The sequence below is a fragment of the Aliidiomarina maris genome (genome assembly GCF_003987335.1).
GTDB classification, from domain to species: domain Bacteria; phylum Pseudomonadota; class Gammaproteobacteria; order Enterobacterales; family Alteromonadaceae; genus Aliidiomarina; species Aliidiomarina maris.
Genome location: NZ_PIPK01000004.1, coordinates 211,378 through 233,267 on the forward strand (window position 1 = coordinate 211,378; position 21,890 = coordinate 233,267).

Annotated in this window: 14 protein-coding genes and 1 pseudogene; 5 read left to right on the forward strand and 10 right to left on the reverse strand. The window is 49.2% G+C overall.

The genetic code is table 11. The features are described 5' to 3' along the window. Positions 1–7: 7 nt before the first annotated feature. Entirely contained in the window at positions 8–538 is a 531-nt protein-coding gene (locus CWE07_RS06515) for a DUF192 domain-containing protein (RefSeq protein WP_111569076.1), read from the reverse strand. Then, positions 535–2,619, reverse strand: coding sequence for a lipid IV(A) 3-deoxy-D-manno-octulosonic acid transferase (waaA, locus tag CWE07_RS06520; RefSeq protein ID WP_126818985.1), 2,085 nt, complete (start codon positions 2,617–2,619; stop codon positions 535–537). Before waaA ends, CWE07_RS06515 begins: the two co-directional genes overlap by 4 nt. A gap of 134 nt (positions 2,620–2,753) precedes the next feature. On the opposite strand from waaA, the gene CWE07_RS06525 reads away from it, so the two are divergent. Genes CWE07_RS06525 through CWE07_RS06535 form a run of 3 tightly spaced genes read left to right on the forward strand, consistent with a single transcriptional unit; the run spans position 2,754 to position 8,387 of the window. Further along, positions 2,754–3,656: a gluconeogenesis factor YvcK family protein gene (locus CWE07_RS06525; protein ID WP_111569078.1), complete on the forward strand. Its 903-nt coding sequence runs from the start codon at positions 2,754–2,756 to the stop codon at positions 3,654–3,656. 9 nt (positions 3,657–3,665) lie between these two features. Beyond that, on the forward strand, positions 3,666–6,368 hold the full coding sequence (locus tag CWE07_RS06530; RefSeq protein WP_111569079.1) for a M14 family metallopeptidase: 2,703 nt from the start codon (positions 3,666–3,668) through the stop codon (positions 6,366–6,368). Positions 6,369–6,392: 24 nt separating this feature from the next. After that, on the forward strand, positions 6,393–8,387 hold the full coding sequence (locus CWE07_RS06535; RefSeq protein ID WP_111569080.1) for a S9 family peptidase: 1,995 nt from the start codon (positions 6,393–6,395) through the stop codon (positions 8,385–8,387). A gap of 54 nt (positions 8,388–8,441) precedes the next feature. Here CWE07_RS06535 and CWE07_RS06540 read toward each other — a convergent pair whose 3' ends face one another. From CWE07_RS06540 to apbC, 3 genes are all read right to left on the reverse strand, one after another. Further along, complete coding sequence (locus tag CWE07_RS06540; protein ID WP_126818986.1) at positions 8,442–9,863, reverse strand: hypothetical protein; 1,422 nt, start codon at positions 9,861–9,863, stop codon at positions 8,442–8,444. A gap of 102 nt (positions 9,864–9,965) precedes the next feature. Beyond that, positions 9,966–10,553, reverse strand: coding sequence for a dCTP deaminase (gene dcd, locus CWE07_RS06545; RefSeq protein WP_111569082.1), 588 nt, complete (start codon positions 10,551–10,553; stop codon positions 9,966–9,968). A gap of 114 nt (positions 10,554–10,667) precedes the next feature. Further along, positions 10,668–11,696, reverse strand: coding sequence for an iron-sulfur cluster carrier protein ApbC (apbC, locus tag CWE07_RS06550; protein WP_111569083.1), 1,029 nt, complete (start codon positions 11,694–11,696; stop codon positions 10,668–10,670). A 77-nt stretch (positions 11,697–11,773) separates the two neighbouring features. Between apbC and metG the strand changes: the two genes are divergently transcribed. Further along, positions 11,774–13,798 (forward strand): methionine--tRNA ligase, encoded by a 2,025-nt coding sequence (gene metG, locus CWE07_RS06555; protein ID WP_111569084.1) that lies wholly within the window; start codon positions 11,774–11,776, stop codon positions 13,796–13,798. Beyond that, positions 13,798–14,988 (forward strand): class I SAM-dependent rRNA methyltransferase, encoded by a 1,191-nt coding sequence (locus CWE07_RS06560; protein ID WP_111569085.1) that lies wholly within the window; start codon positions 13,798–13,800, stop codon positions 14,986–14,988. The genes metG and CWE07_RS06560 overlap by 1 nt, the downstream gene beginning before the upstream one ends. A gap of 139 nt (positions 14,989–15,127) precedes the next feature. Here the strand turns inward: CWE07_RS06560 and CWE07_RS06565 are convergent, their stop codons facing one another. From CWE07_RS06565 to CWE07_RS06585, 5 genes and pseudogenes are all read right to left on the reverse strand, one after another. Further along, entirely contained in the window at positions 15,128–16,957 is a 1,830-nt protein-coding gene (locus CWE07_RS06565) for an AIPR family protein (RefSeq protein ID WP_111569086.1), read from the reverse strand. 177 nt (positions 16,958–17,134) lie between these two features. Then, positions 17,135–18,025: pseudogene (locus CWE07_RS06570) on the reverse strand (IS30 family transposase); the annotation flags it as partial. A 153-nt stretch (positions 18,026–18,178) separates the two neighbouring features. Beyond that, a complete protein-coding gene (locus CWE07_RS06575) occupies positions 18,179–19,522 on the reverse strand; it encodes an SNIPE associated domain-containing protein (RefSeq protein ID WP_111569088.1) in 1,344 nt (447 codons plus the stop codon). Then, complete coding sequence (locus CWE07_RS06580; protein WP_198679891.1) at positions 19,519–20,811, reverse strand: hypothetical protein; 1,293 nt, start codon at positions 20,809–20,811, stop codon at positions 19,519–19,521. Before CWE07_RS06580 ends, CWE07_RS06575 begins: the two co-directional genes overlap by 4 nt. Positions 20,812–21,206: 395 nt before the next feature. Beyond that, positions 21,207–21,725, reverse strand: a complete 519-nt coding sequence (locus CWE07_RS06585) for a hypothetical protein (RefSeq protein WP_111569089.1) — start codon at positions 21,723–21,725, stop codon at positions 21,207–21,209. Between the last annotated feature and the right edge of the window lie 165 nt (positions 21,726–21,890).

Here is a 21,890-nt window from a genome sequence, read left to right on the forward strand (position 1 = left end):
CGTCAGTTTACCAACCAGTTGCCCAAGGTGCCTGGCGACAACTTTGCTCGAGTACATAGTCACCGATACTCACACCGAGCTGTTCAAATGCGCCGGCATTTAACTCTAACGCGGCGCGGGCACGGCGATCAGACGGATAGCTTTGGCAACGCCCTGGGTTGTCATGCAAGCAAGGCTCCATGGTAATAATTTGGGTAATTTCGCCCTCATCACTTAAGTAAGCGATATCTAGCGGTATCAAAGTATTAAACATCCAAAAACTGCGATAATGGGTGTTTGGATAGTAAAACAGCATGCCCGCGTCTGGCGCCAAATGCTGGCGATGCATTAAGCCGCGCGCCCGAGTTTCATCAGTTAACGCCAGTTCACTATCAATCATCGCCACAGCATCAGCACCAGGCGCAGACGCCAGACACAGGTTGGCTTGAGTTGGCAACTCACTTGCTTGGGCAGGTGTTACCTGAGCACAGCCTGCCATCAGCAGGCTAACCACTGTTAATGCGGTCAGTTTAAACGGTAAGATACCCATAGTTTTCATGCGCTACCTTCTGGCTGGATTGGCGGTTGCTGCGATGTGCTGGCTTTACCCGTCTGATACCCTTGCATCAGTTGCTTCCAATCTTGGTCACTAAAGTGAAAACCTTGGTGCAAGCCTGACTCTTTGTCAAATGAACGTCTTAGCCTGTCTAAGTTACTTTGTTGCCATTCGCCTGCACTTTGGTCTTTATTACGGCGTTCGCATTTATCAAAATCTATCAGCCATACGTCCTGCGTTGCTTCGCGCACCAAAATGTTGTGGCAATTCAGATCCGAATGGTAAACCCCGTGATCATGCATCTGGCGAATCGTTTGGCCGATTTTAAACCACACAGCCTCTTGCAATGGCGCTTGCTTCAAACGCCCAAATACGTCGTCGTCACAGGGCAAACGCTCAATCAAAATATCAGCGCGGTACCAAAGCGCAACCTTATGTACCCGCGCAGCAATCGGACGCGGCACTGGCAAGCCTTGCTGGTACATCCATTGCAAAAGCTCGAATTCAGCAATGCTACGCGCGGGCTTTGAACCGGCATGCAAAAACCAATCGCGATTCACTTTACCCACTAAACCGCCACGATAATAATGACGCAGTACCATAGGCAGCGGGCTCAATGCATTCTCGGCCTGAATAAAATAAGCCAGGTTACGACCACCGGCATGCCCGTGCTGTTGGCCTAATCGCTGCCAAAACTCGACATTAAAGTGTTGTTGCTGTGGCTGCTGGGTAACCAGCGCTTGATCAAATCGCATCGTTGCGAGCTCTCCTTGTGTACGCCCAGACGACCCCGCGGCCATAGTTTGAGCTATCAATGTTAGGGTACGTTGGGTCGCGCCGCGATGGCGCGCAAATAGTTGCTGTGCCTGCGCACCAATACGCTGTGCAGTGCCAGTTTCAACCAACAAACCCAGCCAAGTATCGCGCAGCTGGTCTTCATTGCTGACCCAGCGCACCGCCTGGCGTGCATCCAACTGGCGGTAGACATCTTCAAAATTAAACACATGGCGGCCCGACACAATCGGCAGGCCAAAAGCCATCGCTTCCAGTGGGTTATGGCCACCGCGCTCAATTAAGCTTCCCCCGATAGTAGCAAGGGTGGAGACACCAAACCATAGCAACATTTCACCCATTGAATCGGCTAACAGCACTTGTGTGTCAGGGGTCACGGGGCGACCACTACTGCGCCGTACCATGCTCAAACCCGAGTCTTCGACCATTAGAGCTACACTGTCAAAACGCTCGCGGTGACGAGGCACCAAAATCAGCAACGCTTGTGGTTTTGATTTCAGTACTTGTTTAAAAGCTGCCAGTGCAATGGTTTCTTCACCCTCGTGGGTGCTCCCAAAGGTAATCACCTGCCGACCGTTCAACAGCGGCTTGAAGCCATCAATGGCTTGCTTTGTGCTGCTATTCACTTGCACGTCAAACTTAATATTCCCCGGCACATGCACACGCTCGGCCAGACACCCAAGCTGGATAAAGCGTTCAGCACTGGCATTATCTTGCGCTACGACACCATCCAGCGCCTGCCAAATTGGGCGCATTAATGCCCGCGCACGTTGATAACCGCGTGCAGAGCGCTCCGACATGCGGGCATTCAGTAGCATCAAACGTATATTGGCTTGGTAGCATTGGCTAATTAAGTTGGGCCACAACTCAGTTTCAAGAATAATGATCGCCCGCGGGCGTAAACGGTTAATAAACCGGCGCACTGCTAAAGGCGTGTCAAAGGGCAGATAACAATGGTATACCCGTTCACCAAAAATAGAGCGGACTAAATCCGAGCCGGTTGGCGTGGTTGTGGTGATGGCAACTGGTTGGTGCGGGTTTAGCTGAATAAACTGTTCAATCAATGGCCTTGCTGCCATCAACTCACCTACTGAGACACAGTGAAAAACGACACAACGGCGCACATTGGCCGGCACCGATTGCCAAGCGCCTCGCTCCGCCCAGCGCTTACGGTAAGCTTGGTTGTTGCGCCCATGCCACCATAAATAGGCATATATAAAGGGCACCGCACAGGTTATGAGTGCGCTATACAACGCACGTAGCCAGCCGCCTGATAAATGTCTTGTCGTCACCAATACCACCTGTTCCTGAACTTTGGTTTTCACACAGCACGTATCTGCGCCCGCTAAAACCTTGCTGCGCCTATGATGCCAAAGGCCGCACAGCAATTCTATGCATTCTACGTTTAAAACCGTACAATGCGGTCATGCAACTACAACAATTACGCAAAGTGACCGCGATTGGCGGGGGCCACGGCCTTGGCCGCCTGATGGCGACACTCTCATTTTTACGCCATCGCCTGATTGGTATCGTGGCGACCACCGACAATGGTGGCGCGACTGGCCTGTTACGCGACGCGCACCAATGCATTGCTTGGGGCGACATTCGCAATTGCCTGTCACAACTTGCCAATCAACCATTGGCGAAAGAGGTGTTGAACTATAGGTTCAACTCCGACTCTGCACTGCATGGCCATAACCTAGGCAATTTGCTGCTGTACACTTTAGATGAGCTCAGCGCGCGCCCCATAGACGGCATTCAACTCCTAAGTCGCTTACTTAAAGTCGAATCTCGGGTGCTACCCATGAGTGAATCGCCAACCGACTTGGCTGGAGCCAGCAATGAAGCCTTTGATTGCTTAGGTGAGTTATGTGTCGATGAGCTGCCAAACATGCCCAAACGCTTGATGCTATCGCCGCCAGTCAAAGCGACACCCGAGGCTATCCGCCATATTCGTCAAAGTGACGTGGTCATTATTGGCCCAGGAAGCTTCCTCACTTCAATCATGCCGCCGCTTTTGGTCACAGAAATCACGCAAACTATCGCGGAAAGCTCCGCAAAAGTAATTTTTATCGATAATCTGCTGAAAGAACAAAGCCCTGCAGGCAACTTAAGTGTAGAGCAGAAGCTGAGTTGGATGGCTAAGCAGTTAAATACCCAGCTTGTTGATCTGGTCATTACCGCAGATAAACAAGCTTACACCGGCCCACTGCCAGTGATTAGTGGTGTGGTCGCCGAACCTGGTATGCCACACCGACACGAGAGTAATAGTTTGCTGCACGCCATTGAACGGGCACTCGAACAATTAGAAATAGCACCTCGACCATAGGACACTGTTATGCAACCTCGCCTTTCACGTAAGTCTGTTTTTCGTAAGTCATCCGCTTGGGTGGCAGTCACTGCTGCGCTCACGCTTTGCACCACAGCGGCAGCCAACCAAATAGTGCCAGACTTTCCTGACAGCGATTATCAAGCCCGCGTGGCAAGTGTCGAAGATATTCTTGGTTATCCGTTAGGTACGCGTATTTCAAGCCCTGAGCAAATTCGCCGGTATTACGATTACTTAGCCTCTGCCCACTCGCAGTCCATTCGCCTAGTGCCATATGGCGAAAGCTGGCAAGGTCGCGAACTGTATTATGTGGTGATTTCAAGCCCACAAAACTTGGCACGCTTAGATAGCATTGAAAGCAACATGCGTGCGCTGGCCGATCCGCGTGAGATTAACGATAACCGTGCCCGCGAATTAATGCGCGACACCCCTGCCAGTGTCTGGATTGCCAATAGCGTGCATGGCAATGAAATTAGCCCCGCAGAATCATCGATGGCGTTGGCATACCATTTACTTGCTGACCGCAGCAGCAAAACTCAGCAGTTGCTTGAAAATACCGTGGTGTACATTGACCCACTACAAAACCCTGATGGCCGCGCGCGCTTCGTCAGCCGCTATTACGCGACCGTTGGCCTCGATCACTCGGCAGATCGCTTATCAGCCGAGCAGAACGAGCCATGGCCAAATGGGCGCACCAACCATTATTTGTTCGACATGAACCGTGACTGGCTGGCGTTGACGCAACCAGAAACGCGCGGCCGCATTGCCGCCTTACAACAAAGCTTTCCGCTTATTTTCGTCGATTCACACGAAATGGGTGGCGATTTACCTTATTACTTTAGCCCCGAAGCACACCCGTTTAACCCGCACATTACCCAGCCGCAACGCGAAGTCTTGGAATGGGTTGGACGTAATAACGCCGGTTGGTTCGACCGCTTCGGCTATGACTACTTTACCCGTGAAATATTCGATGCCTTCTACCCAGGTTATGGCGCAAGCTGGCCTCTGTACCATGGCTCGATTTCGATGACCTACGAAATGGGGTCGTCTCGAGGCCACCAATTCCGTACCCGCGATGGCAAAGTATTAACCTATGCCGACACTGTTCAGCAAAACTTTGTCGCCTTTATGTCGACCATTGAGCTGGCCGCTGAGCGTGGTAATGAATTAAAGCAGCGTTTTTATGACTATCGCAAGAATGCAGTTGAACAAGGCAGCCGTGGTGATGTACGTAGCTATCTGTTCCCTGCCACACGCGACGCCGCTGGGCACCAAAAGCTAGCCGCGGTATTAAGTGAACAAGGCATTGAAGTACACCGCGCCACTGCCAACTTTAGCGCCTGTGGCAATGACTACAGTGAAGGCGCGTTTGTAGTCAATGCGGCGCAGCCGACCTACCATTTAATTCGCACCTTGTTAGACGACAATGTACCGATGGACGATGACTTTATTGCCGAACAGGAACGTCTGCGCGCCAATAACCTGCCGGACCAAATCTACGATGTTACCGCGTGGTCGTTGCCATTAATGTTTAACCTCGATATGAACACCTGTAATCGCGCACCACGCGTGGCGCTTGAGCGCTTTGAAGGTGAACGCATTGCCCGAGGGTCAGTCGCAGCACCTGACGCTAGCTTCGGGTACATTGTGCCTTGGGGTGACATGGCCGGCGTGCGCTTCTTAAGTGCCGCGTTACAAGCAGGTTTACATGTACGCTCCAGTGATCTGCCATTTACCCATGACGATGAAATCCAGTATCCAGCCGGTAGCTTAATTGTCAGCCGCGCTGGCAACCCGGATGATTTAACCGCACAGGTTCAGCGTATTGCTGAAGCCAGTGGCGCGCATGTCCAAGGGGTAGACTCCAGTTGGATGCGCAGCGGCCCGAACGTCGGTTCAGCCAACGTGCAAACCATGCATCGCCCGAATGTTGCGATGTTATGGGACGAGCCTGCCAACGTACTCGCCGCCGGAAGCACGCGCTTCGTGATTGAACGCGAAGCGAACTATCCAGTGACCGCAATCCGCCCTGCCCAGCTGCGCAGTGCTGACTTAAGCCAATACCAAGTGTTGTTACTTCCTGCGACTGCGGGTGGCAGTTACAGCCAAGCGCTAGGCGAAAGTGGCCGCGAAAACTTGCGCCAATGGGTACAGCGCGGTGGGGTGTTGATTACCCTAGGTAATGCTACCCGCTTTGTAGTTGAAGGTGAGCAACCTCTGCTGCAATCAAGCTTAGAGCCCAAAGCGCAGCCGTCTGAAGTCAGTGGGCGTGACACCTCGGTGGCTGAAATTATCACGTCGGATGCCCAGTACAACCATCGTATTCAGGACGCGAGTGCTGACCCTGATTGGGTGAGCGGCGTGATTGCGCGCGTGAATGTTGATCAAGAACATTGGTTGACCGCTGGGGTTCCTGAGCGTGTGCATAGCATGTTTATCGGCCGCGATATTTATACCCCATTAACGATTAACCACGGGCGTAACGTCGCCAACTTCGCCGCCGCCGACGAAGTATTAGCAAGTGGCTACCTGTGGGAAGATAACCGCCATCAAATCGCTTACAAACCTTTGGTTATGGTGCAACCGCAAGGTCGCGGTATGGTGATTAGCTTCACCCAGGAGCCAAACTATCGCGCCTATGTGGATGGCATGCACGTGTTCTTAATGAATGCGATTTTCCGTGGTGCAGCCCAAGCCCAACCAGTGCGTTAATTAGCAAAGAATTAGGACTATTCGATGAAAACACCGTATACCTTAAGCTTGACTGGCTTGGCGCTGATTACCAGCGCTTGTGCTACGACCAATGCCTCAGATACACGCGGCATTGAGGCGAATGACTACTATGCGATGGTGCAGATCAGTAGCCCGCAACTGTCGCCAAATGGCGATTACGTGGTACTGACTCAGCGCAGCGTGAAAGACGACAAACGTGGATTCAACAGCAATATTTGGGTCGCGAACGTCAATGACCCCAGTTCACTGCGCCAATTTACCTATTCGAACGCTGACTACCAAGCCAAATGGAGCCCAAATGGCGACCGCTTATTAATTAACAGCGGCCGCGGAGACGGCTCCGGTTTATACCAGCTGCGCATGCGCGGTGGCGAAGCCCAGCCGGTACTCAAACTTGAGCAAGGTAGTATTAGTGATTACCAGTGGCTTCCATCAGGCGAACATTTGCTGCTCACCATTAGCTTAGACACCGATGTCGAAGACCCGATGGTGAAAGCTGACGACAAAGACGACGAGCCTGATGTGATGGAAGCCCGTCACGCGGTGTACAAAACCCAAGGGCGCTACATCGACCACAGCAGCGAACGCAGTTTGTGGGTGTATGACATTGCCAACGCTGAGTTACGTGCCCTCACCCACGGCGACGGCTATGACGCGAATGATGCACAAATATCACCAGACGGCAGCCGTGTGTTGTTTGCCAGTAATCGTCACCCTGACGCTTTAGAAGGCGCTTATTCACAAAGTTTGTTTGTAGTCGATTTGCAAGGCAATGAAACTACGTTAGATACCGCTGATGGCCGTGCCAGCCAAGCGCGTTGGCTGAATGACAGCAGCGTGGTGTATTTGCATACGGCTGAAGCCTACGCACCGACTAGCTTACAGCGTATGAATGTTGACTCGGGTGATACCGAAGAATTGATTGCCCAGATGGAATTAGAGCCAGCGGGTCTTCATGTGGTCGATGGTGCCTTGTACTTTGTTGCTGATGAACGTGGCAGCCGCCCATTGCAACGCTTGAACCTGGATACGCTTGAAATCAGCCGTGTTGACGGCGAAGGCTATAGTTTAGGCCAGCTCGATATCAATCAGCATGGTTTTGTTGCCACCCGTGAACATGAAGCCATGATGCCAGAGCTTTACTTTCATGCGTTTGGTGAGAGCCCTTTACGTATTAGCGATTTTAACCGTGGGTTAGCGAATGCATTGGACATGCAACGCTATCAGCGCTTCACCGTTAGCGGTGACAGCGGACATACCACCGATGGCTTTTTCCTGGAGCCGATGAATCGTCAGCGCGGTCAAAGTTACCCGCTCATTTTGAATATCAAGGGTGGCCCAGGTGGCATGTGGGGGCATCAATTTATGCAGGAAATGCAATTGATGTCGGCGCGTGGTTACGCCGTGGTATTTGTGAATTATCGCGGCAGTTCAGGGTCAGGTCATGATTTTAGCAGCCAGGTTCGCCTTGATTACGGCGGTGCTGATTACCAAGACAACATGCTTGCGGTGGAGTACGTGCTGGAAAACTTTGACTGGATAGACAGCGACCGTTTGTTTATTACCGGTGGCAGCCATGGTGGCTTCTTAACCAACTGGATTACCAGCCAAACAAATATGTTCAGAGCAGCGGTGACCCAGCGCAGTGTCAGTAACTGGATTAGCGAAGCTGGCACCCAAGCGTTCCCGCCTGCTTCCATGCGCGTAGAGTTTGGTGGCACTATTTGGGACAACTTTGATTATTATTGGGGGCGTTCGCCGCTCAAATATGCGGATCAAGTCACCACCCCGACGCTAATCATACACAGCACCGACGACCACATCACCCCGATTGGTCAGGGTGAAGAATGGTTTTACGCCCTAAAAGCCAATAGCGTCGAAACCGAAATGGCGGTGTTTCGCGGAGAGGGCCACGGCCTGTCACGCAGCGGCCGTCCAATTAACCTCGTCGAACGCCTTAATCGCATCGTCGATTGGTTCGACCGTTACAACCAATAATGTGGCGCGGCAGGCAAAGCCTGCCCTTGTTTACATACCCACCGATGGTGTTGGCTATTGGTTTATGCGCTCTAATCGATATGGCAACTGGGTTTCGCTTTGAATGTCGACACCGCGCTGCGTGAGCTCAGTCAGGCTTCCTTCGCAAACCGTCTCGCCATCGGCACAGCGCAACGAATCATTCATTTCGTTCAGATACAGCGTCAAGACGCGACCACTTGCTTCACCGTTCTCTTCGTTGTCGCTGGTGCGCAAGTGCGCACTATTTTTAAGCACAATGTACCGGTTTCTGAGCGCCACACTTAAGTTGTCCGTTTCAACATCGTATTGTTGCACCGGGTGCAATAACAGCGCATGGTCGGTGAGTTGCGTAATCGTTCCACCCACGGCGCTAAACCCTCCTTCAGATCCAGCAGGCATATCGATACTGAGTTTCCAGCGGTGCTCACTTTCTACTCGCGCCAATACAGCCTCGTCACTCTCTGGCCAACTTAATGTCGATGCAGTGTTAATGGCACGAGCAAACTCTTGTGAATTTGATATTTCCTGTCCAACTCCCTCCAAGAAGTCTGATGACCAATCAAAAGCGAGTATCAACATCTCGAAAAGTGTGGTCGAACGGTCTTCTATAAGCGTGTGCCATTCCAAATTAGTCACTTGCGGCAACAATTCGGTTAAGGCAGCGCCCGTGCTATAGACCCTTGCAGTCATCAAACGGATTGAGGTACTTGCTTCCATAGCCTCATAATCAAACTCCAATACACTTTTTCGTTGTTCCAAAAAAGCATCCTCGGTTCGACCTAACAGCAACTTTGCAGCTCGATGTCCAATCCAGCTAGCCGTCCCCTCATGGGTTTCATTGTTCCGCTCGATCATAACTGTACTAGCTGGCAACTGTGCCTCTCGCCATACGCGTAATCCTGCATAATTGCGTAGTGCTTGCTCACGACTTTGTTGAGTTTCAGCTTCCAGCGCCGCGATAAGTAGTGACCGTTCCATGCGCACGGCTGCCACCAAAGTATTGATAGGCATTTCACCCGCTTCGAAGCGTGCCAAAGTGTTGCCTTCTCGAGTTGCAAAGCTGTCCAACTGATAGCCATGAAAGTCTTCATGAAATAACAGCGTGAACGGGTCAGGGTCTGAAAGAGGGTAAGCAACTAAGGTTGCACGAGTGTCTTGTATAAAAGTATTAATGTAGAAACTTTGACGCAACTGTGGAAACACATCATGACTGCGCCACACACCGGGGCTAAGTGGACTAAAGTGGGATGGCGGCGTGTCGGCTTCTAGCGCGATCGTAACGTAACCATCGCTGCTGTTGTAAAAACCTACGCCACGCGCAACTGGGTCGTACCCTGGCCACATTGTCCGCAAGATTTCACGATGTTGGTATATTTCTTCAGCAGGCTGCTGCGCGGTTGTCGCGCAACCCATTAAACCAAGTAAAGTTATGCATCCTACAATCCATGTTTTCATCATTAGTCCCTTAAATATTATTTAACAGGGCATGCCGTGCATGCCGCACCGCAAACCCCAAATTCAACGCCGAACCAACGCACGGCGTGCAACCGCTGGTGGTTATGAACCGTCGGCGCTGATGCGGCTGGCGACGGCGCCGCGCTGATCTTTGTATTTGGCGTCTTTACGCGCGCTATATGGGCGTGCGCATGGCTCGCTCAAGGTTTCAAAGCTCAGTGCACCAATTTTCATCAATGGGCGCAATGCCAACGGTAATTTACCGCTATTAAACAGCTCCAGCACAATTTGCCCAGACCAACCCGGATCAATCCGGTGCGCCGTCACATGCACCATCAAACCCAAGCGTGCCAGTGACGAACGGCCGTCTAACCAACCCACCATGTCAGCAGGCAATGTCACCGATTCATGGGTAACCGCAATGGCAAACTCACCTGGGTGAATAAAAAACTGGTCTTTCTCGGTCAGCAATATTTCATCGCCAGTCACGCGAGCAATGGCGTGGTTAATTTCATCCCGCGTGCCGCTTAAATCAATGTAGGCCGCAGCATGGTCTTGCAACACTCGAAACGAATGCCCCAAATGGATATCGACCGTCACGCCGCTAATGTTGTTGGTATCTGGCGCGGGTTCAATGGCAATGGTGCCAGCGGCTAGTTCTTTTTCAATCTGTGCATCGGTTAAACGCATGCGTGCTCCGTCATAAGGCTTTCAAATTACGTCTACAAGCGACGAAATTACATGGATATCATTAGTTTGTCAGGCTCAAACGCCTGAGGCAATGCGAAATTACACTGCAACAGCTTAATCGGTGCTCGATTCCGTTAATAGCGCCCAGGCATTCATCGCCAACAGCTGCGCACTTTCAAGCACTAGTTTGCTATACGGGTGATCAGGCTGCGCGTGCACCAATGGCTCACCAGCGTCCATACTTTCACGCAATGCGGTTGCCAAAGGCCATTGACCAATCAGCGGCACCGCCTGTTTATCGGCCACGTCAACCGCACCATCGCGGCCAAAAATATCGTCTTCGTGGCCGCAATTACTACACATAAAGCCACTCATGTTTTCCAGCACACCGACAATAGGTACATTCACTTTGCGAAACATCGCAATGCCCTTCTGAGCGTCGCGCAAAGCCACGGTTTGCGGCGTAGTAACAATCAGCGCGCCGGTTAATGGAAGCTTTTGTGCCAACGTCAGCTGAATATCGCCGGTGCCAGGCGGCATATCAATCAGCAGATAGTCGAGATCTTGCCACAAGGTATCGTTATAAAGTTGCTGCAACGCGCCACTGGCCATCGGGCCGCGCCACACCGTCGCGTCGTCTTTATCCACCAAATAACCTAACGAATTGACCTGCAAACCTTTTTGCTTAAGCGGCTGCATGTTGCGCTGCTCATCAAAGATCAGCTTTTCGCCTTCATTACCCAGCATTAACGGCAACGACGGGCCATAAATATCGGCATCTAAAATACCCACGCGCGCCCCCGTCGCCGCCAAGCCCAATGCCAAATTGACACACACCGACGATTTACCCACACCGCCTTTACCCGACGCCACCGCAATCACATTACGCGCCGCCGCAGGCACTTGCAGCGCTTGGCTGCGTGGCAGCGCCTCAATGCGCTGTTCAATCTGCCACTGGTAGCCTTTGAGCAACGGATCGCTGGCAATCAGACGCCGCGCTTCAATCGCCGCCGCGAATGGCAAGCTTAGGGTGACCTTCGGCCCTGACACTTGTAACCATTGCGGCAACAAGCCTTGGTCAAAAATGTCGCTACGAAGCGCACTACAATGCGCTTTAAATGCATTTGTCAGAGGATGAGACATAGAAACCCCGCATGAATTTCGCTACTATGTGCGCAATTCGAAATTACTTATCGTTAACCAGAATACGAGCACACCCTATGGCACAAACTACACGACAAATTTTGGTCACCAATGCGCTTCCTTATGCCAATGGCCCTATCCATATCGGCCACATGCTTGGCTATATTCAAGCCGATATCTGGGTCCGCTTTCAAAAAATGCGTGGTCACGATTGTCACTTTGTCTGTGCTGACGATGCGCACGGCACGCCAATTATGCTGAAATCCCAGCAATTGGGCATGACACCTGAAGCCATGATAGCGCAAATGAGCCTGGAACATCAGGCCGACTTCGCCGACTTTGGCGTGCGTTTCGACCACTACCACTCAACCCATTCAGAAGAAAACCGCGAGTTAGCGTCGTTGATTTACACGCGCTTACGTGACGGCGGTTTTATTAACACCAAAACCATCGAGCAGCTATTCGACCCAGAACGCGAAATGTTCTTACCTGACCGTTTCGTTAAAGGCACCTGCCCAGATTGCGGTGCCGAAGATCAGTATGGCGACAACTGCGACGTATGCGGCGCCACCTATGCACCGACTGATTTGAAAAACCCGAAATCTGCGGTCTCAGGCGCTACCCCTGTATTGCGCGAATCAGAGCATTACTTCTTTGATTTGCCTGCGTTTGGCGACATGCTCAAAGAATGGACCCGCTCAGGTTCACTGCAAGACGAAATGGCCAACAAGCTCAACGAATGGTTCGAGCAAGGTTTGCAGCAGTGGGATATTAGCCGTGACGCGCCCTACTTCGGCTTTGAAATTCCAGACGCACCGGGCAAGTATTTCTATGTTTGGCTCGACGCGCCAATCGGTTACATGAGTAGCTTTAAAGCGTACTGCGCGAAGAACGGCCTGAACTTCGACGATTACTGGAAAGTTGATAGCGAAGCCGAGGTCTACCACTTCATCGGTAAAGACATCATTTACTTCCACAGCCTATTTTGGCCTGCCATGTTAAAAGGCGCGCAGTTCCGCCAGCCAACGAACGTGTGGGCGCACGGTTTTATTACCGTCAATGGCACCAAGATGTCGAAGTCAAAAGGCACCTTCATTATGGCGCGCACGTACTTAGACCATCTTAACCCTGAGTACCTGCGTTACTACTTCGCGGCGAAGTTAACCTCGCGCATTGACGATTTAGACCTCAACCTCACCGACTTCGCCCAGCGCGTGAATTCGGACTTAGTCGGCAAGGTAGTGAATATTGCCAGCCGCTGTGCAGGCTTTATCGCCAAGAAATTTGACGGCCAATTGTCTGACACCGTGGCAGAACCCGAGTTGTTAGCCCAATTTACCGACGCCGCTGATGCCATGGCTGAAGCGTTTGAAAAGCGTGAATTTAGCCGTGCCATGCGCGACATCATGACCTTGGCCGACCGCGCCAACGAATATATCGCAGTCAAAGAGCCGTGGCAGTTAGCCAAAGACGACAGCAAAGCACAAGACGTGCAAGACGTCTGCTCAATGGGCATTCATATGTTCCGCACGCTGATGATTTACCTCACCCCAGTGGTGCCAGAGCTGTCAAAACAAGCTCAAGCATTCTTAAACGACGACTTTACCTGGGACAGCGCCAAGCAAGTGCTGACCGGACACAAAATTAGCAAGTTCAAAGCGCTGTTACAGCGTGTACCTATGGAGAACATTGAAGCGATGATCGAAGACTCAAAAGACGCAATGCAAGCACAGCAAGCACCTGCGAACCCGCATTTGGCGAACGACCCAATTAGCGAAGAAATTGAGTTTAACGACTTTGCCAAAATTGACTTACGCGTGGCGAAAATTGCCAACGCCGAACACGTTGAAGGCGCCGATAAGCTAATTAAATTGACCCTAGACTTAGGCGGCGAAACCCGCCAAGTGTTTGCCGGCATTAAATCTGCGTACAACCCAGACGATTTAATCGGTCAGCTTACCGTAATGGTCGCGAACCTGAAGCCACGCAAAATGCGCTTCGGCATGTCAGAAGGCATGGTGATGGCCGCAGGCCCAGGTGGCAAAGAAATCTATATTTTGAACCCACACGATGGCGCAGAGCCAGGCATGCGAGTTAGTTAATGGCCGGACAAATCATCATTAAGCAGGGCAAAGAAAAAGCCCTGCTACGAAAGCACCCGTGGGTATTCACCGGCGCTGTGGCAAAAATTAAAGGCAAGCCAGGCTTGGGTGATACCGTCGACGTGCTCGACACACGCGGCAGCTTTCTAGGCCGTGCCGCCTATTCGCCACACTCGCAAATATGCGCGCGGGTTTGGACCTTCGATGCCAACGAACAGATCGACTTCGCATTCTTTCAAGGCCGCTTCGAACGCGCCCTGCGTATGCGCCAAGCGGTGTTGCCCGAAGGCACCACAGGTTATCGCCTGATTGCCGGTGAATCCGATGGTTTACCTGGCATTACGATCGACATCTATGCCAATTGGATTGTGTGCCAGCTATTGTCTGCCGGTGCCGAATTGCAACGTGGTGTAATTGTTGAAGCCCTACGCAGCGTGTTCCCAGAGCACAATGTATACGAGCGTTCAGACGTCGATGTGCGTAAAAAAGAAGGTTTGGAGCAAGTAACCGGCGTGTTGCATGGCCCTACTGAGCCACCGGCAGATTTGGTGATTGAAGAAAACGGTTTGAAGCTATACGTGGATATCGTGTCCGGTCACAAAACCGGTTACTACCTTGACCAACGCGACGCACGCCAGGCGATTAAGAAATACGCCAAAGGCAAACGCGTACTGAACTGCTTTAGTTACACCGGCGGTTTTGGTCTGTATGCCGCCAGCGCAGGCGCAAGCTTTGTACGCAATTTGGATATGTCACAACCGGCACTGGACATCGCAGCGCGCAACCTTGAGCTCAATGGTTTGAACAGCGACAACGTTGAGCACGTGCAAGGCGACGTGTTTCAGTTATTACGCGACTACCAAAGCGGCGAAAAGTTTGACGTCATCGTGCTCGACCCGCCCAAGTTCGTCGACTCCAAAGCCAGCCTAACCCGCGCATGTCGTGGCTATAAAGACATTAACCGCTTGGCCGCAAAACTGCTCAATCCAGGCGGCATATTAATGACCTTCTCGTGTTCAGGTCTGTTAAGCGCAGAACTGTTCCAGAAAGTCGTCGCCGACGGCGTGTTGGACGCAGGCCGCGAGATGCAAATCATCGAGCGTACATTCCAAGCCGCCGACCACCCTGTGTCACTACCCTACCCTGAGGGGTTGTATTTGAAGGGGTTGGTGGTTAGGTTGGTTGGGTGATACAAGAAAGACCAACTTGTATAGCTAATAAAGTCCCGAACACTCCACGGGCACTCACTAAGAATAGGCTTAAACCTATCGCTTAAATAAAGAGTGCCTGTTCAAATCGAAAGTCGAAAGTAAGTATTGTAATACGCCACTAAAAAGTCTTGTTTAATTTAAAGTATTCAATTAAATCAGAATTTAATGTCTTGCCCTTATAATATCCTTCGAAATTTACTTCTGATCTCTTCTCTAGAGTTTCCGGATCTTCGTAATATCTAAAGTAAGCACTATTTCTCGTCTTTTTCATAATCGTTTCTTCAAATTTAGCCCAAACTCCAAGAACCTCTCTCAGATGCTCGCTAACATGATGAATAGAATTTTTATCCTCAAAGTATTTAGCTATACAAACCGTAACTAAAGAATAGTGTCCATAGCGGAGTGCGTAACCATAAGAAGAAATACCATGCCTATCGTTACTATCTTGATTTGTTTTTTTTAGCATATCTCTAACACCTTCCAATACCAAATATCCATAATATAATTCGGACGACCGTGAAGCATTCGGCATATATTTTGAAAAATTCTCATCAGTGTAAAGCTTGTTGATGCTAGTTCTCGTAATTGAAGGTTGAAGGTGTAAACATACTGCTACTCTTAGTATTGTATCTCTATCAACAATTTGTTTCCTGCTAATGTACTTTTCCCTTATTCCGTTCGAAAATTCACCTTTCTTTCTTTCATAATAGCAACCAAATTCGTCAAATAGAATTTCTTGAAGATCAACTTGAACTTTATCATTCGAGCGTCTATCTGCATCAGATACAACACTTTGACGGTTAGTTGCTTTTGATATATCTTCAATGAGTTTTCTTTTGTTTGATTCATTACCTGAAGTCGACTCCCCAAAAGTGACAATCTTCAGCAAAACTTCCTTACCCTGAAAAACGGAGCTGCACTCCGTATTATCAAGACACTCTGAAAAAATACGACTCAGGGTATACGACGTTTGCCCACCATTGATAAGCTGAGGGTTATTAATTATTATTTGAGCTCGATCTTTTTGCCCTATTCTTTCGTTAAACGCAGTGTCATCAGAAAGCATAGTTAAGCCGTTATTAAAAAGTGCAAATTCGTTGGTTTTTTTCGTTTTAATTGTGTCATAAATACCCTTGTTAACGGAGCTCGTTTTCATTTCAAGATAACACCTTGGATTATATTTCAAGATAGAATTTTGATATGTGTGAAGTATCCTCCCTATCTCTTCAGTAGGGACGAATACCACGGTGATATCACAATCTTCGTATTCAGTTTCCACACTGTAACTTATCCGTGCAGCTGAGGTACTTTTATTTACTAGATTAAGAGAGATTGAAAGCTCTGCACTATTATAAAATGTGCCTGTAACCACGGGAAATACGAGTTCCTTATATACTCTTTCATTATCAAATATTTCCGCTGGAAAGCCACCTGTAAGTCTTGTTAACTGACTTAGTTTCAAAGCTTTAACGTTTGCAAGAATGACAACCTCATATTTATACCGACCAACATCAGGCAACTCACTAATTTCACGCTGTAGCTGCTTTATTTTTCCATTGTACTCTTGGCCCTCCTCATCGTTCGATTCTCCATCAATTACTCTGGATACTTCCATTTTAAGAAGTTCATCGAACGAAATATTTTTATTCTCAAAATTTTCACGAGACGTCCTAAATTTTGCCTGAAGCAAAATAACGCGCTTGTTCTCAGTGTCAATATAATACGCATCTATTCCTGCATCATGAGATTTATCAGTTATCAATCTTTCTCGTGATTTAAAATCCAATATCCCGAAGTTCACTTTTAAATAAAGGTGAATGAGGGTTCTTGATCTAGCTTGATTCAAAGCTTCTTCACTTGAATCGCTTGGTCTATACCGCTTAAACTCAAGAGGAGCTTCATATCTCAGTCGATCCAGTATATTTACTAAGCTTTCATACTTATTCATTGAAAATCCTTATTATCCACAAAATTATATTTTCTGACCACTTTCTTAAAAAATACAGCAATCCTATCACATGCATAATTTATTGCCCGAATTCAACTATTAACTGCAACACCCGCTCATAGCTAATTGCAATTGCTCTGTAGAAATATTCACCGGCTGAAGGTACCCATGCTTTTATCTGGGTCTTTCGTTCAGCCGGGCTTTATACGCCTCAATTTGTCTGTGCGTTACTGTCCGCAAGTCGGTGCCTTTAGGCACATACTGCCTTAGCAAGCCATTTGCGTTCTCGTTGGCACCCCGCTGATATGATGCATATGGGTCAACGAAGTAGACATCGGTATCAAGCTCGCGAGCGATGCGTTGATGCTCGGCGAATTCTTTACCGTTGTCGCTCGTAATGCTGTGTACCAGCGATTTAAACGGCTGCACCATGTCTATCGTGGCGTCTGCCACGACGTCGGCCTGCTTACTGGACACCTTTTTAACAAGATAAAAGCTACTTTTTCGCTCCAACAAGGTGACCATCGCGCCTGTGCCTTGTTTACCAATGATAGTATCGATTTCCCAGTCGCCGTAACGACCACGCTGCTCAATAATCGATGGTCGGTCGTGAATAGAGCGTCTATTCAGTATGCGGCCACGTTGCTTATCAAAGCGGCGTTTATAGCGCTTTAGCTTGTGCCTTAGGTGTTCAAACAACGAGCCACCATTATTAAAGTCAGCCCGGACATAGTTATAAATCCATTCGTGACTGACCGAGTAACCCAGTCTGGTGCAAATTGCTAAAATCTGCTCAGGGCTCCAATTGAGCTGGAGCATGAACTCAACCGCGCATACGGTGTTGTCACAAATGCGCCTCAGCATTGGCTTTAAACAGCGCGATAACGTGCGCTGCTGAGCCACTCCAGGCTCATACGACTGCGTTTTATCTTTATTACGTCGCAATTCCACATGGTTGGTCGAAGGTGCAACATTCAGCCTTCTCGCAATTTGTTGTTGTGAAAATTCCTGTGGGAGGAACGCCGAAATCTGGTATCGTTGTCCCTCGGTAAGCTGCCGATAACTCATGTTGAAACCTGTTTTTTGGTTGAAAAGCAAGCCTTCCGTATGAAGTCGGTAGCTGACCTCCCTTCGACCTATCCCCTTACATGAGTGTTGCGGTTATTATCTGAATTCAGGAACTATTAACTGCAATACCTGCTCATAGCTAATACAGTTTACTCAGCTAGGCCCAACAACTAAGCTTTCAGGCCAGTAATGGCGACTTTGAAGGAATTCCACAGATTCGCTATTCTCAGTAAACTCCAACAGATTCCCAACCTTAGAAAGAAGAGCCTCACGAACCTCAGCTGGACTCGCAAAAAAGAACTCCTTTCGTTCGTTAACCATATTTACTCGCTTGCTTGTAAAGTGAGTGTGAAGATTAGCCTCTAGGCTAACGGCATCTTCAGAGAAGAAAAGTGCATGGATGTCGAACCTGAATGGCACTGAAGCTCCACCGAGTTCTGTTACCCTGTCGCGAGGCTCAAGTCTTCTGGTTAAACCGATTTTGACAACGCCCTCACCAAAAGCCCCACGATTAGAAATGACGTAAACATAACCTGCTCTGATATTTGCAATCCGGTAATCATTGTGCTGAATTACTTCATCAATCTGAGCGAGTTTATTTTCTAACTCTATATCCTGCCCTCCGCACGCCCTCAAAGCTGCTAGCGCATTGAGGATATGGTTACGTTCCTTATCCAGACGCTGTCGTTCTGCAGCCAGTTCTGCCGCAACTTTTCTCTCCTCTCGGAGTCTTTCTCTTTCTTCACGTGCTGCCTCTTTCTCTTCCTGCTTCTTCATAAGAAAATCCGCAGTCAGCTCAACTTCCTGCAGGCGAAGCATATGAAAAGCATCGCTTATGTGCATCTGCATAAGGTTGCCGTATTTAGCGATAGCTTCTCTCGAGCGTTCCATCCGCTTCTTGGCCGCCAGCACGTTTCCAGCTCTTAGCGCCCTGATACTATTATCTGCTTCAGCGTTGTAGGCTCTTAGCATCAGTTTAGCGAGGTCGTTTGTCATCTTCCTCCCTTTCGCCAGAGAATTGTCAAAAGTAAATGTTTCAGATTTCTCGATTGCTCTACCCGATTTCACTATTTCAGCAATCTGGGCACTCAATTCCTGAAGACGGCCTTGGTAGGCAGCAGCGTTCTCTAAAGGATGGTGGTAGCGGTAAATTCCTGACTCTTGTAGAATCCATTCGTCGTTGAATGTATTACTATCGTCTAAGGTCTGGAAAGCTTTCAATTGTGCCTTTAAGGCCGCATTCTCGGCCGTTAAAAAATAAACTCGTGATGCTTCATCAACATTGGTCGCTTGAACCTCAGAAGACTCTTCTGCACAAGAAAGCTGAGCCTTTACCTCTTTTTCTTGGTCTTGATTGCTTCTAGGAATCCAGAGTTGCCAGCCATCAGGAGGAGCCGGCCAAGTTGGATCTGGTTCCCATCCCTTTGGCGGGATCCAGTTAGCTGGCGGCTCGGGCCAGCCCGGTGGAGGATTGAAGACGAGCGCAGAGTCGTTCATGATTTCCGGATCCCAAAAGTGTCTGCTGCTTCAAGGCCATATGGATTTTTTGAAACAGATGCGCCTAGATGTTTTAACGTGGCTATTGGTAGCACAGCTGAAAGGTCAAATTCCATAAAGACCTCTCGCCCCGCCCCAGTTGCTACGAAAGGAATAAATGTTTGATTACCGGTCGCTGGGTCTCTAGTTTCAGTACCAACTTCCAATGAGATTGTTTTAATAAGCCCCCGTCGATCTGATTCAAAAACCTCATGAAGAGTTCGCAACGTAACCTGATGAACCGCATTGGCATAACGATCCTTACACGCCTTTTGGGAAAGATTAGTATGGTTAATTTCATCTTTGGCTTTTGTATATTTATAAGCCTTAATTGTCGGTATTGAGCTAGGAGAAGGAACAAATATCCGAAGTGTCAGTTCAGCATTAGCAGCTTCAAATGAAGACTCATGTCTCACTGGAAAGTGCTCTGGGTAAACAGAGTTTTCAAAGACTATTGAAATGTATTCTTCTATAGCATCCGGTACACCATAGCCTAAATTAGCAATGAGCGAATCGACCTCGGCGTTTAGCTCCATTACTTTTTTTTCCCTGTCATTGCACTCAGTTGCATAACGCTGCTTTTCTGCGGCAAGTGTCTGCTGCCGTTCGGTTTCCCTTCGTTGATGCTCTTCAATCTCTTTCTCGTAGTCAGCTTTCCGCTGCAACTTTATTGCGTGCCACTCAGTCAGAGCCTTTTCATGGGCGTTATTTGCCGCAACCACTGCCCGCTCATGCTTTTTCTTCCCAAACCATGCGGCAATTCCCGTGGGTGGCGATGGATTATCTAGAATCGGCTTTCGTGGTTCAGCTAATGGCACTGGTGCAGGGATTGGCTTTTCAAGATCAGGGCGGTCGAAAGGTATATGTTTAACCGTTACCTTGAGGCTTTCCAGATCAACAAAATCATCGATGGCAAGGGTAGCCTTGAGCAAGGTATCAATCTCGTCGTAAATTTCAACAAGTTCTGTATTTTTCTGTTCGATCAAGGCTGTCTGAGCTGCAATATGTGCTTCTTTAGCCTTCTGTTCTAGCATTTTTCGATCATGAGCTCGCGCTTTGGCTAGCTGTTTTTGAGCTCTTTCACTCGCTTTTGCTGCCTCCTGAGCCCGACGCGCGGCGGCCAACCTTTCTCTCTCCGCCTCTCTTGTCGCCTGTTGAGCACGACGATCAGCAGTTTTTCTTGAGCGCTCCGCCTCACGAGCGGCTCGCTTCGCAATTCGGTTCAGTTCGCTTAGTAAACCTCGAGCCATAATCGTAAATCCTTCTGTCTTTATTGTATTGAGGACAATCGCCACTAGTAGATAGAATCGGTATCTAATTTTTGGGCTACTCTGTTGACTCACGTCCAGATTGGCTATTGACCGTTGTGGCCTAACCAACGAGCCAGTAAGAGTCGTTGACATAAGATTGATATAGCGAGGGGCACGTTATGAGGAGGCTCTTTCCCTAGGAAAACAAACTGAGCATGCTCGTTTTACTGTATCGCTACGCCTTACATCCTTGGCTCACGTTATTATTATGTTATCGACAATACTAAATTTAATATCTACCCGCAACTGCAAAGCGTGAAAGCAGGATAACTTTTCTAACACCTAAGCCAGCATTTTCCAACACAGATAGAATAAGTCAAATCGCTTCTTTAAAATTATTGGCTGGTTGTTATTTCGCGCGGAATCCAGTTTTTCATGATGGCTGCTAACTTATAGGGAGTCACCATGTGGATCGTGTGCTGGCTGCGCTGTATCGCCGCCACATCTGCGTTCTCCATTTGGCTTACGAATCTGGCAACGCCCAAGTAGTTCATCTTATTCAACGCTTCAAAACAAGGCTGCCTAGGCTCTCCCGCGCCTAGCAGTAAGTCCTCTGTCTGCTCCGGCAGATGATTGATTGCAATCGCAGGCGCCGTGATACCGCGATAGTCGGGCGTCACTCTGTCATATTCAAAAAGCTCATTCAAAGTATTGAAGTCGGCAAACGGCAGGTAGTTCCCCTCGTCATCACGCACCCGCTGTGTGTTATAAAAGCTTTCTTTATACTTAAATAAATCAATGCTTGCCTGCGCAACATCAGGGCAATGCTCGCCTACTTCAGGCTCATATTCATACGCTTGCACTGCGTCGATATAGATGAGCCCGTTGACTCGCTCTGGAAAATGCTTACCCAAATAAGTAAGCTCAAAGCCGGCCTTGTTGAATAAATAGCGGAACTTTCTCAGTTAGCGTTGATCAGATCGCCAAACCACGCTGATACTAGACACCGCAATGAGCAAAGCAAAATACCGAGTTAAAAACTGGTCTGAATACAACAAAGCCCTTAAACAACGAGGCTC

What these genes read in the sequence shown, in the direction of transcription:
- CWE07_RS06525 (WP_111569078.1), top strand. Translation starts at nt 2,754, where the DNA reads ATGCAACTACAACAATTACGCAAAGTGACCGCGATTGGCGGGGGCCAC.
- apbC (WP_111569083.1), bottom strand. Translation starts at nt 11,696, where the DNA reads ATGTCTCATCCTCTGACAAATGCATTTAAAGCGCATTGTAGTGCGCTT.
- CWE07_RS06515 (WP_111569076.1), bottom strand. Translation starts at nt 538, where the DNA reads ATGAAAACTATGGGTATCTTACCGTTTAAACTGACCGCATTAACAGTG.
- CWE07_RS06540 (WP_126818986.1), bottom strand. Translation starts at nt 9,863, where the DNA reads ATGAAAACATGGATTGTAGGATGCATAACTTTACTTGGTTTAATGGGT.
- CWE07_RS06580 (WP_198679891.1), bottom strand. Translation starts at nt 20,811, where the DNA reads ATGGCTCGAGGTTTACTAAGCGAACTGAACCGAATTGCGAAGCGAGCC.
- CWE07_RS06565 (WP_111569086.1), bottom strand. Translation starts at nt 16,957, where the DNA reads ATGAATAAGTATGAAAGCTTAGTAAATATACTGGATCGACTGAGATAT.
- CWE07_RS06535 (WP_111569080.1), top strand. Translation starts at nt 6,393, where the DNA reads ATGAAAACACCGTATACCTTAAGCTTGACTGGCTTGGCGCTGATTACC.
- CWE07_RS06530 (WP_111569079.1), top strand. Translation starts at nt 3,666, where the DNA reads ATGCAACCTCGCCTTTCACGTAAGTCTGTTTTTCGTAAGTCATCCGCT.
- metG (WP_111569084.1), top strand. Translation starts at nt 11,774, where the DNA reads ATGGCACAAACTACACGACAAATTTTGGTCACCAATGCGCTTCCTTAT.
- dcd (WP_111569082.1), bottom strand. Translation starts at nt 10,553, where the DNA reads ATGCGTTTAACCGATGCACAGATTGAAAAAGAACTAGCCGCTGGCACC.
- CWE07_RS06575 (WP_111569088.1), bottom strand. Translation starts at nt 19,522, where the DNA reads ATGAACGACTCTGCGCTCGTCTTCAATCCTCCACCGGGCTGGCCCGAG.
- CWE07_RS06560 (WP_111569085.1), top strand. Translation starts at nt 13,798, where the DNA reads ATGGCCGGACAAATCATCATTAAGCAGGGCAAAGAAAAAGCCCTGCTA.